Source organism: Streptomyces sp. TS71-3, assembly GCF_018327685.1.
Lineage (GTDB): Bacteria > Actinomycetota > Actinomycetes > Streptomycetales > Streptomycetaceae > Streptomyces.
Map to the genome: position 1 here is coordinate 1219323 of NZ_BNEL01000003.1, position 14499 is coordinate 1233821.

A 14499-nucleotide genomic window follows, 5' to 3' on the forward strand; every position below is an offset into this window, starting at 1 on the left:
CTCCACCGTCCCGTACGTGCCGCCGCCGGATCGGGTTCATTCGGCGGCCGCGGAGCCCACCGAGTTCTTCAGCTCCATGATGAGCTGCGGACTGAGTGCGGCGCCCGCGCGGTTGGCGAACAGCGCCATCTCGTACGCGATGTTGCCCAGCTTCGCCTCCTTCGAGGTGACGACGCCGAGCACGGCGCCCGCGCCGAGCGCGGAGACGAGCAGGTGCCCGCCCTCCAGGTCGACGATGACCTTGTTGAGGCCGCCGAGGCCGTAGTGCCCGGAGGCGCCCGCGGCCAGGCTGGTCAGGCCGGAGACGATCGCCGCCAGCCGCTCCGAGTCCGCGTGGTCGCGCAGCCGGGAGACGGCGATCAGCAGGCCGTCGGACGAGACGCCTATGGCGTCCACGACACCCGCGGTCTGGGTGGCGAACCGGCTCAGCAGCCAGTTGAAGTCCTCGGCCGCGCCGTGCAGTTCGGGGTCGGCCTGAGGGGAAGGCAGGTGCGGTATGCGTGCGCCGGGGCGCGGCTCGGCCGCTCCGGAAGCGGACCCGTCGGTCCTGGTGGTCATTGACCCATCCCTTCTGAGGATGAGGACTGCTCTGTCCCGGTGGTGGGGCGTCCCCCGGGGTGCGGGGGCGGTCCCTGGCGAGGTGGTGCCTGACTGGGTGGTACCTGACGAGATGCGTCCGGCGGAACAGACGCCCGTGACCCCTGTGGAGGTTGCGCTTCCTGAGTTCCCGTCAGCCGATCGCGTAGTCGAAGATAGCCTGCGCCCAGTTGGCGTGCGCTGTCGCGCTGGGCCCGTTCCACGGCGGCCTCGAACTCCTCCATCTCCCGCCGTGCCGCCTCCGCGTCCACCGGCCGCCACCCCGGCGGCGCCTGGGTGCTGGGCTGCGGCGGCAGCACGCTCGACGCGGTGGTCGCCGACAGCGTCGCCCCGCGCACCCGGCGCCGCAGCGGATGCGGCGAGTGCGCCCCGGGCACCGGGGTGCGCCGGTCCTGCGCGCCGCCCGCCGGACCCCGCGCGCCCCGCTCCCGCGGCACCCGCCGGCCGGCCGCCTCCGGGCCGCCCGCCGCCGCCGGAGACCGGTCGGCGGACACCGAGCCCCGCCGGAACGAGGACCCGTCGATGAACGAGGCGTCGTCGGCGAACAGCGGACCGTCGGTCGAGAAAGGACCGTCAGTCCCCAAAGGACCGCCGGTCGGGAACGGGGCGCGGGTGGAGAACGGGTCGTCAGCGGGGAACCGGCCGCCGGTGGAGAACGGGTCCTCGACGGGCAGCGGGTCCTCGGCGGGCAGCGGGTCCTCGGCGGGCAACCGGTCGTCGGTGGGGAACGGGCCGTCCGCCGGGAACGGGCCGTCCGCGGTGAAGGGGCCCTCCGGGGGCAACGGCCCCCCAGCGGAGAACGGATCGCCGGCCGCCGACCGGCTGCCCGATCCGTCGTCGCCGGTCGCCGACCCGGTCGCCGCCCTCGGCGCCGGTACCCGCCGGGGCAACCCCTTCCCCGTGGCCGGCCCCGAGCGGGCCGGCCGCCGGGCCGGGTCATCCGGCCGCCGCGCGGGAATCGGCCGCGGCGGCACCGCCTCCGCATGGACCGGAAGCAGGTGCATGGGCGGAACGATGACCGTCGCGGTGACACCCCCGCCGGGCGTGCGCGACAGCCTGGCCTGGATGCCCCAGCGGCGCGACAGGCTGCCGACCACGAAGAGGCCGAGCACCTTGGTCGGCACCAGGTCGAGCCGTTCGCGGCGGACCAGCCGCGCGTTCTCCTCGTCCAGCCGCCCGGGGCTCATGCCCAGGCCGTGGTCGACGATCTCCACCACGGCCCCGTCGGTCACCAGCCGCCGGGAGGCGCCGGTCCACGGGTCCGCCACGTCCTCGTCTGCCTCCGCCGCCGTGCCCGCGGCACCCGCGCCGCTCCCGGAGGGGACGCCGGCGCCCACCCGCAGCAGCACCTCGACCCGGGTGCTGGCCGGGGAGAACGTCACCGCGTTCTCCAGCAGTTCCGCCAGCATCAGCGTCAGGTCCCCGACCACGTCCGGCGAGATGGTGACGTCGCCGTCGGCGCGCGGGCTCACCCGCTGGTAGGACTCGATCTGGCCGAGGGCGGCCCGCACCACGTTGCTCAGCCGGACCGGGCCGAGGTCGGAGCCGGTCTCGCGGAGCCCGGCGAGCAGCATCAGGCTGTCGGCGTTGCGCTGGAGCCGCACCGCGATGTGGTCGATCCGGTAGAGGCGCTCCAGCACCTCAGGGTCGGTCTCGCCGCGCTCGACCGCGTCGATCAGCGCGAGCTGGCGTGCGGTGAGATTGCTCACCCTGCGCCCGATGTTGCCGAACATCTCCGCGAAGTTGCGGCGGCTGAGCACCTGGCGCTCCAGCAGCGCGGTCGCCTTGACCTGCACCTGGTTGAACGCCTCGGCCAGTTCTCCGATCTCGTCGCGCACCGGCACCGCGACGGCGGCCAGCCGCGGCGGCCCGGTGTCGGCCGCGTCGTCGTCGGCGACCCGGGCCAGCTCCTCGCCGGTCGCCTCGGCCACCCGGTGCGCCGCACGGGTGAGCGTGCGCACCGCCCGCAGCACCGAGCGGCGTGCCAGTACGGAGAACAGCAGCCAGGCCGCGAACGCCAGCACGGCCGCCAGCAGCAGCGCACCGGCCCGCCACCAGGCCTGCTTGGACGCCTGCTGGGTCTCGGCCGCGATGTCGCCGATCAGCGAGCGGGTGACCGAGAGGCGGTGCCGGGCCTGGCGCTCGTAGGTGCCCACGTCCCGCAGCGACGCGGCGAGCGCGGCGTGCACCTGCTCCGGCTTCTCGGCGACCAGGCCGCTCGGGTCCACCTGGAGCGCGGCGTAGTGCTCGGCGATGACGCTCTGGTCGGCCGTCCGCTCGATGGCGCCCAGCCTCTGGCCCTGGGCGGCGTCGGCGTGCCGGCGGAACCGGTCGGCCTGGTAGCCGAACTGGTCGTGGGCGCCGACCGCGGACGTGAACTCGATGAGCGCGTTGGCGTCGCCGGTGCGCGCCGCGAACACGCTGGTCTCGAAGGTGGCGTGCGCGGTGTCCGCGCGCAGCAGGGCGTCCAGCAGGGTGGCCGAGGTGCCGGTGAGCGGCGTGGGCGTGTCCGTGGCCGGCGCGGATCCGGCGAGGTCGTCCACGCGGTCGGGGTCGCCCGCGGCGGGGCCGGCGTCCGCCGTTCCGGTGCTGTCGGCGGGGGTGGAGCCGTTGATGCCGAGGCCGTTGATGAGGTCGTCGACGGCACCGCCGTAGGCGGGGTCGATGTTGTCGGCGGGGATGGGGCCCTGCTCGACGCTGCTGCGCAGGCTGTCCAGGCCCTCGATCTCCTTCAGCGCCTGCGCCTCGGCCGCCGGCAGGCGGCTGCCGAAGGCCTCGCGGACGGTCTGGACCTGCGCGTTCACGGTCTGCTGCGCGGCGAGGTAGGGGGCGGTGTCGGGGGCCTCGGTGACGTCCGCGCCCATCGCCTCGTAGCGCAGGCCGACCAGCAGCGCCTGGCGGTGCTCCGCCTGGAGGCCGTCGATCAGCTTCGCGACCTGCTCGCTGCTGCGCACCAGCCGGGCCGTGTCGCCTGCGGCCCTGGCCTGGCCGATCTGCTGGTACGCGAGGAAGGCCAGCATCGCCGCGACCACCAGCACCGGCACGAAGACGATGATGTCCAGCTTGCGCCGGAAGGGCAGGCGGTCGAGCAGCGGGCCGCGCGAGCGCCCTCCACCGCCCACCTCGGGCGCGCCGGGTCTCGACGGGTCCTTCCTGTGCGCGGGCACCAGGCCTCCTTGCAGCGGCGAGCGACGAGCCACGAACGAGCCACGAACGACGAACGACGAGCCACGGACGACGAGCGACGTGCTATGGGGGTGCGGCGGACTGCGTGCTACGGGACACGGACTGCATGGTGGGGGACAGGGTCCACGGGACCGTACGTATGGCGAGACTAGCGACACGTCAAACCGCCGCGCCCACGAATCGACCAACAATCGGCCACGATCCGGGGCGAAGTCGATCACATCTGCACCAGAGCACGCCATCCGGCCGCCCGCCGGGCGGACGCCTCCGGCAGTCCGGCCGGCCTCCCGAACGGCTGTGCCCAGGGCCGCCAGTCCGGCCGCTTCGCGGGGTGCGCCGGGCCGCCCGTGCCAGGTGGCACCGGCCCCGCGGGCCGCCCGGCGCGGCCGTATCGCAATCCGAACGCGCTTGACTCTGCGTTCGGGCCCCCGTTGGATCGTGCGCACGTGCCTCCCGTACAACCGTGCGGTCGGCACGCCACAGCCTCTGCCTGGATAAGGAAACGTGACCGGAACCATGAGCAGCAGAAAGCGCACCCTCGCGATCACGGCGGCCGCTCTGACCAGCGCCCTGACGGCGGCCCTGACCGGCTGTTCCTCGTCCGACAGCGGCTCCGGTGGCGGCGACCCGCTCAAGGGCGACGCGGGCAAGAGCGGCACGGTGGTCGTCGGCTCCAACAACTTCGCCGAGAGCACCCTCATCGCTGACATGTACGGCGAGGCGCTCAAGGCCAAGGGCGTCAAGGTCGAGTACAAGAACAACATCGGCAGCCGCGAGACCACCTACGGCCTCATCAAGAACGGCACGCTGACGGTGATGCCCGAGTACAACGGCGCCCTGCTCGCGTACCTCGACAAGAAGGCCACCCCGAAGACCGTCGACGAGACCGACAAGGCCGTCACCGACAAGCTCGCGCCGAAGCTCGGGCTGCTCGAACCGTCCAAGGCCCAGGACAAGGACGCGGTCACGGTCAACGCCGAGACGGCCAAGAAGTACCACCTCACGTCCGACTCGACGATCGCCGACCTGGCCGACGCCGCGCCCGACCTGGTGATCGGCGGCTCGCCCGAGTTCCAGACCCGCCAGCAGGGGGTCGTGGGCCTGAAGTCGGTCTACGGGCTCCAGTTCAAGTCGTTCAAGGCGCTGGACGCCGGCGGCCCGCTCACCGTGGCGGCGCTCAAGGGCGGCAACATCCAGGTCGGCGACGTCTTCACGACCGACCCGTCCATCCAGAAGAACAAGTTCGTCGCGCTCCAGGACCCGAAGAACCTCTTCGGCTTCGAGAACGTCGTCCCGCTGGTGTACAAGCCCGACCTGCCCAAGAACGCCGAGGCCGCCCTCAACGCCGTCTCGGCGAAGCTGGACACCGCGACGCTCCTCAAGCTCGCCACCGAGGTCCAGAACCAGCAGAAGGACCCGCTGGACGTCGCCAAGGCGTGGCTCTCCTCGCAGCACCTGGTCTGATCGCGGCCCGCGGCCTGCCAAGGTGTCCGGCACCGGCGGGCGCGGCTGACAGCCGCCCCCTCGGATGGACCGGTGCCGGGACACCTGGCCTCGGTCGGTGGATGGACCGCTCCACCGGCCGAAGTCGGTGAGAGCCGCCGGCGTGGGCAGGGAAGTGAGGCGGCCCCCTCCGTGCGGGCACTCAGGAGCCCGCACGGCCTTGCTCCAGTGGACCCCGCACCGGGGGCGCCCGGGCAGTGTGCGCGCACCGCGAACACGGGTGCGTGATTCACACGGGGTGTGAGCACGGGGCCGGCCCCGGGCGCGGACGGAGCCGGGCCCCTCAGGCGGACGGGGCCGGGGCGCCCGGCCTCCGCCACCGCGGCTGCCCGCACCCCCATCCGGCCCACGCACATCACCCCGTACGACGCCTTCCCGCCGCCTCGGCGCGGCACGGGCCACTCCGCGCGGTACGGAGTGGTTCGGGGCGCCCGGCCGGTTCGGGGCCGTGCGCCGTCCGGGGCGCCGTCCACGACTTCGTGCGAGGCCCCACGGAGGCCCCCATGGAGGCCGTCGCGTCGGGCCCGCGGAAACCCAGCGCGTGCGGCAGCCCGACCGGAGAGGTGGCTGCATGAGTCCCGTCCTGCGTGTGCGGCGCGTGCCGCTGGTCCAGCCGGTGGTGGCGGCGCTGCTCGCCTCGCTCGTCGTCGCGCTGGTGTCGGGCTGCGGCGCGCTGCCGGGCACCCGGACGGACGCGCGGCCCAGGCCGCCGGGACGGCAGTTCCGGCACCCGGGCGTGCTGGTCAGCAAGGCCCAGCTCGACACCGCCCGGGACCGCGTGGCCGCCGGCAAGGAGCCGTGGCTCTCCGCGTACCTGGCCATGCGGGACAGCCGGTACGGCGCGCTGGCCTACCGCCCGCAGCCGTACGCGACCGTGGCCTGCCCGCCGGGCGACGAGGCGGGCCGAGGCTGCGTGGAAGAGCGCCAGGACGCCATCGCCGCCTACACGCACGCCCTGCTCTGGTACCTCACCGGCCAGCGCGCGCACGCCCGCACCGCCGAGCGGATCATGGACGCCTGGTCGGCCACCGTCCGCCGGCACACCGAGGGCAACGCCGCCCTCCAGGCCGCCTGGGCCGGCTCGACGTGGGCGCGCGCGGGCGAGATCGTCCGGCACACCGGCGCGGGCTGGCCGCGGGCGCGTGCGCACCGCTTCGCGGCGATGCTGCGCACCGTCTACCTCCCCGAGGTGACGCGCCGGGTACCGGACTACAACGGCAACTGGGACCTGGTGATGACCGACGCCGCCACCGGCATCGCCGTCTTCCTCGACGACCACCGGACCTTCCGGAAGGCTCTCGCCCGGTTCCACGCGAGGGTGCCCGCGTACTTCTACCTCCGCTCCGACGGCCCGCTGCCGGCCACCGTGCCGGGCTTCGGCGCGCGGAACGCTGCCGGCATCGACACGTACTGGTTCGGCCAGCACACGTTCCGCGACGGCCTCGCCCAGGAGAGCTGCCGCAACTTCATGCACGTCGGGTACGCGCTGGCCGCCACCGGGCACATCGCGGAGACGGCGTGGCACCAGGGCATCGACCTCTACGGCGGCGTCAAGGACCGGCTGCGGGCCGCGCTGGAGCTGCACTCCCGCTACCAGCTCGGCGAGCCGGCACCGCGCTGGCTGTGCGGCGGCCACCCCGAGCTCACCCTCGGCCCCGACCTGGAGGTCCCCCTCAACCACCTCGCGAACCGGCTCCACATCCCCCTGCCGCGCACCGGCGAACTGGCCCGCAGGATGCGCCCGGCCGGCACCGACGGCCTCTTCGTCGCCTGGGAGACCCTCACGAACGCGGACAACCTCGGGGAGTGAGGGGGCTGGGCGTCCGCGCCGGGTGCCCGCGGTGCTGGTGGGTCGGGGTGCCGCAAACATGGCGTACACTTGTGTTCACCGACGCGGGGTGGAGCAGCTCGGTAGCTCGCTGGGCTCATAACCCAGAGGTCGCAGGTTCAAATCCTGTCCCCGCTACTGAAGGCCTAGGGGCCGGAACCAGCAAGGTTCCGGCCCCTAGGCGTGTCCGCCCCGGGCCGGGGCCGCGCTCCGGCAGGGGCGCGGGGAACTGCGCGAACACCCCCGCCGGCAGGTGGTCGGGCAAGAGGCCGGAGGGGGCTGGGCGTACCGGATCGGGCGGAGCCCGTGGCAAAGGGGCGCGGGGAACTGCGCGAACGGCCCCGCCGGCAGGTGGTCGGGCAAGAGGCCGGAGGGGGCTGGGCGTACCGGATCGGGCGGAGCCCGTGGCAAAGGGGCGCGGGGAACTGCGCGAGCGAGCCCCGCCGGCGGGTGGTCGGGCGAGGGGCCGGAAGGGGCTGCGGCGTACCGGATCGGGCGAAGCCCGCACTGGCTCCGGGCGACCGACTCCCCGGCACCGATCGGCGGCCCAACTGGCCATAGGCCAGCAAAGCGGACAAGCTTGACATTGTTGCCGAGACGGGCGCAGCAGTGGCAGGAGACGAGCGGTGACGCAGCCAGGGCCAGGCGCGGACGGACACCGCGAGGTGGACGGGCCTGACGGCGGCACGCCCGCGGGCGGCGGCGGTGGCGGTCCGGCGGGGCGTGGAGGCGGCGGTCCGGCGGGGCGTGGCAACGCACCGGCCGGTGGCCGCGGCGGCGCGCCCGCCGGTGGCGCCCGGCTCTCCGGTGCCCGTCGCGTCCCCCGTGGCTCCAGGGCAGGGTCCAGGGCGTCCGGTCCATCCGGTCCGTCCGGTCCGGCCGGTGCGTCCAGTGCCTCCGGTGCGTCCAGTGCCTCCGGGCCGTCCCGCGGCCGTCCGGGAGGTCCCGCGCGCGGGGGCGTCCGGCGCTTCCTCGCGCCGCGCCCCCAGCCGGGCCGCCGCTCCCGGTCCGGGGGCAGGGGCTCCACCCGGTACGGCCGGCGCCGGGACCCGTCCACCTGGCCCGTCATGTCCCACCTGGTCGGCCCCGCCCGCCCGGGCTCCAGGGTGTACATCTCCGCGGGCGACCAGCAGCTCGCGGCGGCCGGCGGCCGGTGGATCGGGCTGACCCGCCTCCTGGTGCGGCTGGCGCCGTGGGTGCTCCTCGCGGGCGGGCTGTTCTTCGACGCGACGCTGCCGGTGCGCTACAGCGCGGTGCCGATCTTCGTGGCGGCGCCGCTGATCGCCGCGCCGTTCTACCAGATGCGGTTCGTGCTGATCGTCAACGCGATCGCGGTGATCGGCGTGCTGGTGCGCAACATCGAGCGCATGTCGATCGACGCGCCGAGCGGCATCACCCAGCTCAGCACGTGCGTCGTGGTGACCCTGCTCGCGGTGGTCATCAACCGCGTGGTGCGGCGCGGCGAGACCCTGCTCGTCTCCGCCCGGGAGATCGCCTCCGCCGCCCAGCGTGCGGTGCTGCCCGAACCGGCCGAACGGATCGCCGGCCTGGAGGTGGCGGCGCGCTACGAGGCGGCCCAGGCGGGGGCCTCCATCGGCGGTGACTTCTACGCCGTACAGGACACGCCGCGCGGCGTGCGGGTCCTGGTCGGCGACGTGAGGGGCAAGGGCATGGGGGCGGTGTCCGCCGTCGCCGTGCTCATCGGAGCGTTCCGGGAGGCCGCCGAGCAGGAGACCTCGCTGGAGGCGGTGGCGCAGCGGCTCGACCGCGCGCTGGCCAGGGAGGCGGCGATGCGGCGCGGCGACGAGGCGTTCGAGGAGTTCGCCACCGCCGTCTTCGCGGAGATCCCGCACGGCGGCGGCGCCGTCCGGATCGTCAACCGCGGTCACCCCTGGCCCCTGATCCTTTACGCGGACGGCGCCCTGCTGGAGGTGGCGACGGACGAGGGCTCGCTGCCGCTCGGCATGTCCGAACTGGGCGCCTGGCCGCCGCAGCCCCAGAACCTCACCTTCCCCCGCGGGGCGACCCTGCTGATGTTCACCGACGGGGTCACCGAGGCCCGCGACGCGCAGGGCGTCTTCTTCGACCCGACGGCGAGCCTGAGCGGGCAGATCGTGGGCGCCCCGGGCCGGCTGCTGAACGTCGTCGTGGACGAGGTCCGCCGCCACACCGCCGGGGCCGGCGAGGACGACCTCGCACTGCTCGCGGTCCGCCGGCCGTGACCGCCCGCCGGCCCGCGTGCCGGCCCGTTCTCCCTCCGTCACCATCGGTGACCGGACGACGCCCCTGCGCATAACAACTGACACAACGTCAGTAAAATTGATACTCCGTAAGCGGGGTCAACTCGCCCGATTCCGCCCCGTCGTGCCCCGTTAAGTCCCCCACTCTGGGGCGAACGATCAGCGGGAACGGCTTGGAATCGGGCATGGTCGTCTATTAACGTTCGATAACGCAGCGCGGTCGTCCCAGCCGTCATAAGGCGGCTCCGCGCGCACGCGCCGAATCCCGAAAGGGAGCCGGGGAACCACCTAAGTGGGGTGAATCGGGCGCGCTTTGTCCGTACGGAGCGATCCGTGCGGTGCGAGTCGCCCGTAGGAGACCTTCCTGCTCCGAACCCGTCAGCTAACCCGGTAGGCGAGAAGGAAGGAAAGGAGCGCGCCCCCGTGGCGTCCAACCGGCCTGCCCGCTTCACCCCGGGCGAATCCCAGCCCCCTCAGTCTTCTCCCGCTCTCGCCGCCGAAAACCCCTACGGCGGTCCCCGGTACGCCGGGTACGCCGACCCCGGCCAGCAGCACACCGGTCAGTCCTACCCCGGCCGGCCCCACCCCTACGCCCACCCGCAGCAGCCGGGCCGGGCCCCCGCCCCCGGGCAGAGGGCCGCGTGGCCCGCGGCGCCGGGAGCCACCGGTGAGGTTCCGCTGCCGCCGCGTGCCACCGGTGAGGGCTTCTACGCTCCGCATCCCGCCGGCGGGGCGTTCGTTCCCCCGCAGCAGACCACTGGCGAGACGTTTCACCCGTACGCGACCGCCGAGGTGCCCCCGCCGGGCGCCACCGGCCAGGTGCCCCTGCCGGGCGGCTGGCAGCCCACCCCGCCGCGCGGCACCCGCGCCCCCGCCGGCGGGCGGGACAACCGGGGTACGCACTCCTTCGGCGCCGAGGGCGCCGGCTTCGAGGGCCTCGCCACGCATGACGCGGTCGCCGGCGACTACGGCACCCGCACCTTCGGCGTCCACGACATCGCCGCCGCCGACGCCCCCTCCGCCGGCGCCCCCTCCGCCGGCCTCGCGTCCGGTGACGCGCGTAGCACCCGTGAGTTCCCCGTCCCGGACTTCGACGCCGGCTACGCCGGCGACTTCACCGGCGCCGACGGCGAGGCCGGGCCCTACGACGACGTCAGGCGGCCCGGCGACGGCTTCTTCGCCGGCGCGGGCCCCGACGAGGACGAAGAGCTCGGCGAGTGGAACCCCACAGCCGACTCCGTACGCCCCATGCGCGGCAGACACAAGGTCATGAAGCAGCGCGGCGGCCTCGCCCGCAGCTCCACCGTCCTCGGCGTCGGCGTGATCGCCGCCGTCGGCGCGGGCGGCATCGCCACCGCGGAGGGCGGCAAGCCCCCGGTGCACATCGCCATGCCGGACCTGTCCTCCGTCGCCCACGAACTGCCCGCCGAGGCCAGGGCGCTGCCCGGCGTCGGCCACCTGCTCCCCGGCGGCTCCGGCTCGTCCGGCACGGACGCCGCCCCGCTGAGTGGCGCCGGAGTCACCGCGGAGGACGCCAAGCACGGCACCACCGACGCGGGCGAGGCGCTGCGCGAGCGGATCCTCCAGCAGGCCGAGCAGCAGCAGGACCAGGCCGAGACCGCCGTCGAGCGGGCCGCGGAGAGCGCCGCCGCGAAGCAGGCGGCCGAGGAGGCGGCCAAGCAGAAGCAGGCCGCTGTGGACAAGGCCGCCGCCGAGAAGAAGAAGGCCGAGGAGGCGGCCCGGCGCAAGGCCGAGGCCGAGCGGCTGGCCCGGCTCGCCAAGAGCTTCACCCTCCCCGTCTCCTCGTACACCCTCACCTCCCGGTTCGGCGACCCCGGTTCGATGTGGTCGTCCGGCTTCCACACGGGCCTGGACTTCGCCGCCCCGACGGGCACCCCGCTCAAGGCCATCCACACGGCCACGGTCAAGGAGGCGGGCTGGTCCGGCTCGTACGGCTACCGCACGGTGCTCCAGCTCGACGACGGCACGGAGCTCTGGTACTGCCACCAGTCCCAGATCAACGTCAGCGTCGGCCAGAAGGTCACGACGGGTCAGGTCATCGGCCGCGTCGGCGCGACCGGCAACGTCACGGGACCCCACCTCCACCTGGAGGTCCACCCCGGCGGCGGCGCGGCCGTCGACCCGTTCCCCTGGCTCGAGAAGGACGGGATGACACCGTGAGGCGGCTCACACGGTCCCGGATGAGGCGTCTCATTCACGAGGCGGTGCGGCGCCTCACGCCGTGAAGCGGTGGCGCGGCACGCCATGCGGGGCGTCTCACGCCGCGAGGTGGTGAGGCGTCTCACACCGTCAGGTCGCCGCAGGTCAGCCGGGCATGGACGAGCGCTGAGCGGAACCGGACGATGGCTGAGCGGACTGGACGATGCGCTGAGCGGAATAGATATTCCGGTTACGGTGTTGGCCGCTGTCATGACTTCACTCCGTCCGCTGGGCATATCCGACCTCGCCGTCTCCCCTCTCTGCCTCGGTGGCAACGTCTTCGGCTGGACCGCCGACGAGAAGCAGTCGTTCGAGGTCCTCGACGCCTATGCCGCCGCCGGCGGCAACTTCGTCGACACCGCCGACGTCTACATGGCCCGGATCGAGGGCCTGAAGGGCGGCGAGTCCGAGACCGTCATCGGCAAGTGGCTGGCATCACGCGGCAACCGCGACGAGGTCGTCGTCGCCACCAAGGTCGGCGGGCACCCCGACTACACGGGCCTCGCCCCGGCCACCATCAAGGCCGCCGCCGAGGAGTCGCTGCGCCGCCTCGGCACGGACCACATCGACCTCTACTACACGCACTTCGACGACCCGTCCGTGCCCGTGGAGGACATCGTCACCGCCCTGGACGACCTGGTGAAGGCGGGCAAGGTGCGGGCGCTGGGCGCCTCGAACATCTCCGCCGAGCGCCTCAAGGCCTCCCTCGACTTCGCCGAGCGCGAGAACCTCGCCCGGTACGTGGCGATCCAGCCGCACTACAACCTGGTCTCCCGCGACACCTACGAGGGCGCCCTGCTGGACACCGCCGAGGCGGCCGGCCTCTCCGCCGCGCCCTACTTCTCGCTCGCCGCCGGGTTCCTGACCGGCAAGTACCGTCCCGGCACGACCGTCGAGAGCGCACGCGCGGAGCGCGCGGCCGGATACGCGTCGACCGAGCGGGGCCTCGCGGTGCTGGAGGCGCTGGAGACCGTCGCCGGGGCGCACGGAGTGGAGCTCGCCACCGTCGCCGTCGCGTGGCTCCTCACCCGCCCCACCGTCGTCTCCCCGATCGCCAGCGCCCGCACCCTGGAGCAACTCCCGGCGCTCCTCGCGGTGAACGACCTCACCCTCACCGACGACGAGGTCCGGCTCCTCACCGAGGTCTCCGCCTGAGGGGCCACTGACGGGGAGGTCTCCGCCTGAGGGGCCACTGACGGGGAGGTCCCCGCCTGAGGGGCCACTGACGGGGAGGTCCCCGCCTGAGGGGCCACTGACGGGGCGGGACCGCTCACTCGGCGCCCGGGTGCCCGGACCCGACGCCCCCGGAATGCCCCGGCCTCCCAGCCGGGCCGAAGGCGGTGCCGGGCCCGGGGTTCTGGCCCTGACCCTGGCCCTGGCCTTGCGGTGGGCTGTGGGGCATCGCCGGGAGCGCGTAGGGCGCGCCGTGGAGGGCTCCGGAGCCGTGGGGGAGCGCCGGGCCATGGCCGTAGGGGAGCCCCGGGCCCTGGACGGGGCCCGGGCCATGGGCGGGTCCGGGGCCATGGATGGGTCCGGGGCCGCCGGGGGGCAGCCCCGGGCCACCGGGCGCGCGGTGGCCGTGCGGGGTGGCGGGCAGCGGGGCGTAGCCGTAGGGGGTGTGGAGCGGGGGCCCGTAGGGGCCCGGTGACCAGTGCGGGGTGAACCAGACGGACGCCGGCAGCTCCCGGGTGGCGTACGCCAGCGCGGGGCGGGCCACCTCCCTGCGCCCCCACAGCTCTTGCAGCAGCGCCTCCTCGCGGGCTGCGAAGTCCCCGCCGGCGCGCCCGCGCCGCCCCCGGTGCCGGAGGAAGGCCAGGGAGGTGGCGTACGCCTCGTAGTCGGCGACGACGCGGGCGGCGTCCTTGCCGCCGAGCGCCTGGCCGGCGTACTGGCGCGCCGAACGGCGTGCCCGCATGGAGCCCAGCACGAACGGCTCGTGCGGCGGCAGCCACCCGGCCGCCACGTAGACCGGCAGCTCGGTGCGGACCGTGTGCAGCTCGCGCTGCCTGCTCCAGACCACCAGCCAGGTCAGCCCCGCGAACGCGGGCACCATGAGCGCGACGTAGACCAGCAGGAAGCCGTAGTCGCCGAAGTCGGAGGACGCGTTCCACATCGCGTGCATGCCCATGGCCAGCAGCAGCCCGGCGAGCGACAGCACCACCTTGCGTATCCGGCGCCCCTCGCCGGAGCCGGCGGCGAGCCCGATGCCGATGCCGGACAGCACCGTGAACAGCGGGTGCGCGAAGGGCGACATCACCACCCGGACGAAGAACGTGGCCACCGTCATCGAGGCGAAGCCGCTGTCGCCGGAGAGCTGGTCGTCGCCGAACGCGGTGCCCAGGTAGAGGATGTTCTCGGTGAACGCGAAGCCGGTCGCGGTGACCCCGGCGACCACCACGCCGTCGACCAGCCCCGTGAGGTCCCGGCGGCGGAAGAGGAAGAGCAGCAGCACCGCCGCGGCCTTCGAGGACTCCTCCACGAACGGCGCGATCACGGTCGCGCCCAGGGTGTCGGCGCTGGACGGGTCGGCGGTGGCGGCGGCTATCCAGTGGGTCGCGAAGCTGTTGGCGACGATCGCGATGAGCGCCGCCGCGCAGGCCCCCCAGGCGAAGCAGAAGACCAGGTTCCGCCAGGGCCCGGGCGCCACCCGGTCCAGCCAGCGGAACGCCGCCACCAGCAGCGGCACCGGGAGCACGGCGAGCCCGAGGCCGACCAGGAAGCCCTGGGTGCCGGTCTGTTCCCGGACCAGGGCCAGGATCACCAGGCCGCTCAGTGCCAGCAGGGTGGTCACCGCGCCGGCCTGCACGGAACGTCGCTGCCACCAGTGCGGGTGGCGGGAGGCGGGTACGGCGGTGGCGGGAACGGCGATCGAAGTGTCGGGCGGGATGGCGGGCGGGATGGCGGGCGGGATGGCGGGCGGGTCCG

The 14499-nt window shown here is 74.3% G+C and carries 8 protein-coding genes, 1 tRNA gene and 1 riboswitch; of the genes, 6 read left to right on the top strand and 3 right to left on the bottom strand.

The genetic code is table 11. The features are described 5' to 3' along the window. Positions 1 to 36: 36 nt before the first annotated feature. Together Sm713_RS29605 and Sm713_RS29610 are read right to left on the bottom strand one after the other, a co-directional pair. The gene (locus tag Sm713_RS29605; RefSeq protein ID WP_212913056.1) at positions 37 to 558 is read right to left on the bottom strand and encodes a roadblock/LC7 domain-containing protein; all 522 of its coding nucleotides are present in this window, start codon (positions 556 to 558) and stop codon (positions 37 to 39) included. Next, the gene (locus tag Sm713_RS29610) at positions 555 to 3764 is read right to left on the bottom strand and encodes a HAMP domain-containing protein (protein WP_249416779.1); all 3210 of its coding nucleotides are present in this window, start codon (positions 3762 to 3764) and stop codon (positions 555 to 557) included. The genes Sm713_RS29605 and Sm713_RS29610 overlap by 4 nt, the downstream gene beginning before the upstream one ends. A gap of 535 nt (positions 3765 to 4299) precedes the next feature. Here Sm713_RS29610 and Sm713_RS29615 point away from each other — a divergent pair. The 6 genes from Sm713_RS29615 to Sm713_RS29640 all read left to right on the top strand — a co-directional run bounded on the left by Sm713_RS29615 (position 4300) and on the right by Sm713_RS29640 (position 12729). Then, positions 4300 to 5247 carry an ABC transporter substrate-binding protein gene (locus Sm713_RS29615; RefSeq protein ID WP_212913057.1) on the top strand — a complete coding sequence of 316 codons (948 nt, stop codon included), beginning with the start codon at positions 4300 to 4302 and terminating at the stop codon, positions 5245 to 5247. Positions 5248 to 5857: 610 nt separating this feature from the next. After that, the gene (locus Sm713_RS29620; RefSeq protein ID WP_212913058.1) at positions 5858 to 7096 is read left to right on the top strand and encodes an alginate lyase family protein; all 1239 of its coding nucleotides are present in this window, start codon (positions 5858 to 5860) and stop codon (positions 7094 to 7096) included. 82 nt (positions 7097 to 7178) lie between these two features. Beyond that, positions 7179 to 7252: transfer RNA gene (locus tag Sm713_RS29625), tRNA-Met, on the top strand. 929 nt (positions 7253 to 8181) lie between these two features. Continuing rightward, positions 8182 to 9336 carry a PP2C family protein-serine/threonine phosphatase gene (locus Sm713_RS29630; protein ID WP_212913059.1) on the top strand — a complete coding sequence of 385 codons (1155 nt, stop codon included), beginning with the start codon at positions 8182 to 8184 and terminating at the stop codon, positions 9334 to 9336. Between the two features lie 264 nt (positions 9337 to 9600). Then, a riboswitch (cyclic di-AMP (ydaO/yuaA leader) is annotated at positions 9601 to 9766 on the top strand. 584 nt (positions 9767 to 10350) lie between these two features. Further along, positions 10351 to 11535 carry a M23 family metallopeptidase gene (locus tag Sm713_RS29635; RefSeq protein ID WP_374196129.1) on the top strand — a complete coding sequence of 395 codons (1185 nt, stop codon included), beginning with the start codon at positions 10351 to 10353 and terminating at the stop codon, positions 11533 to 11535. Between the two features lie 249 nt (positions 11536 to 11784). After that, positions 11785 to 12729 (top strand): aldo/keto reductase, encoded by a 945-nt coding sequence (locus Sm713_RS29640; RefSeq protein ID WP_212913060.1) that lies wholly within the window; start codon positions 11785 to 11787, stop codon positions 12727 to 12729. 115 nt (positions 12730 to 12844) lie between these two features. On the opposite strand, the gene Sm713_RS29645 is transcribed toward Sm713_RS29640, so the two are convergent. Then, positions 12845 to 14443 (bottom strand): PrsW family intramembrane metalloprotease, encoded by a 1599-nt coding sequence (locus Sm713_RS29645; RefSeq protein WP_249417039.1) that lies wholly within the window; start codon positions 14441 to 14443, stop codon positions 12845 to 12847. Between the last annotated feature and the right edge of the window lie 56 nt (positions 14444 to 14499).

Coding starts and splice junctions, on each gene's coding strand:
- Sm713_RS29615 (WP_212913057.1), top strand. CDS start 4,300: ATGAGCAGCAGAAAGCGCACCCTCGCGATCACGGCGGCCGCTCTGACC.
- Sm713_RS29620 (WP_212913058.1), top strand. CDS start 5,858: ATGAGTCCCGTCCTGCGTGTGCGGCGCGTGCCGCTGGTCCAGCCGGTG.
- Sm713_RS29605 (WP_212913056.1), bottom strand. CDS start 558: ATGACCACCAGGACCGACGGGTCCGCTTCCGGAGCGGCCGAGCCGCGC.
- Sm713_RS29630 (WP_212913059.1), top strand. CDS start 8,182: ATGTCCCACCTGGTCGGCCCCGCCCGCCCGGGCTCCAGGGTGTACATC.
- Sm713_RS29640 (WP_212913060.1), top strand. CDS start 11,785: ATGACTTCACTCCGTCCGCTGGGCATATCCGACCTCGCCGTCTCCCCT.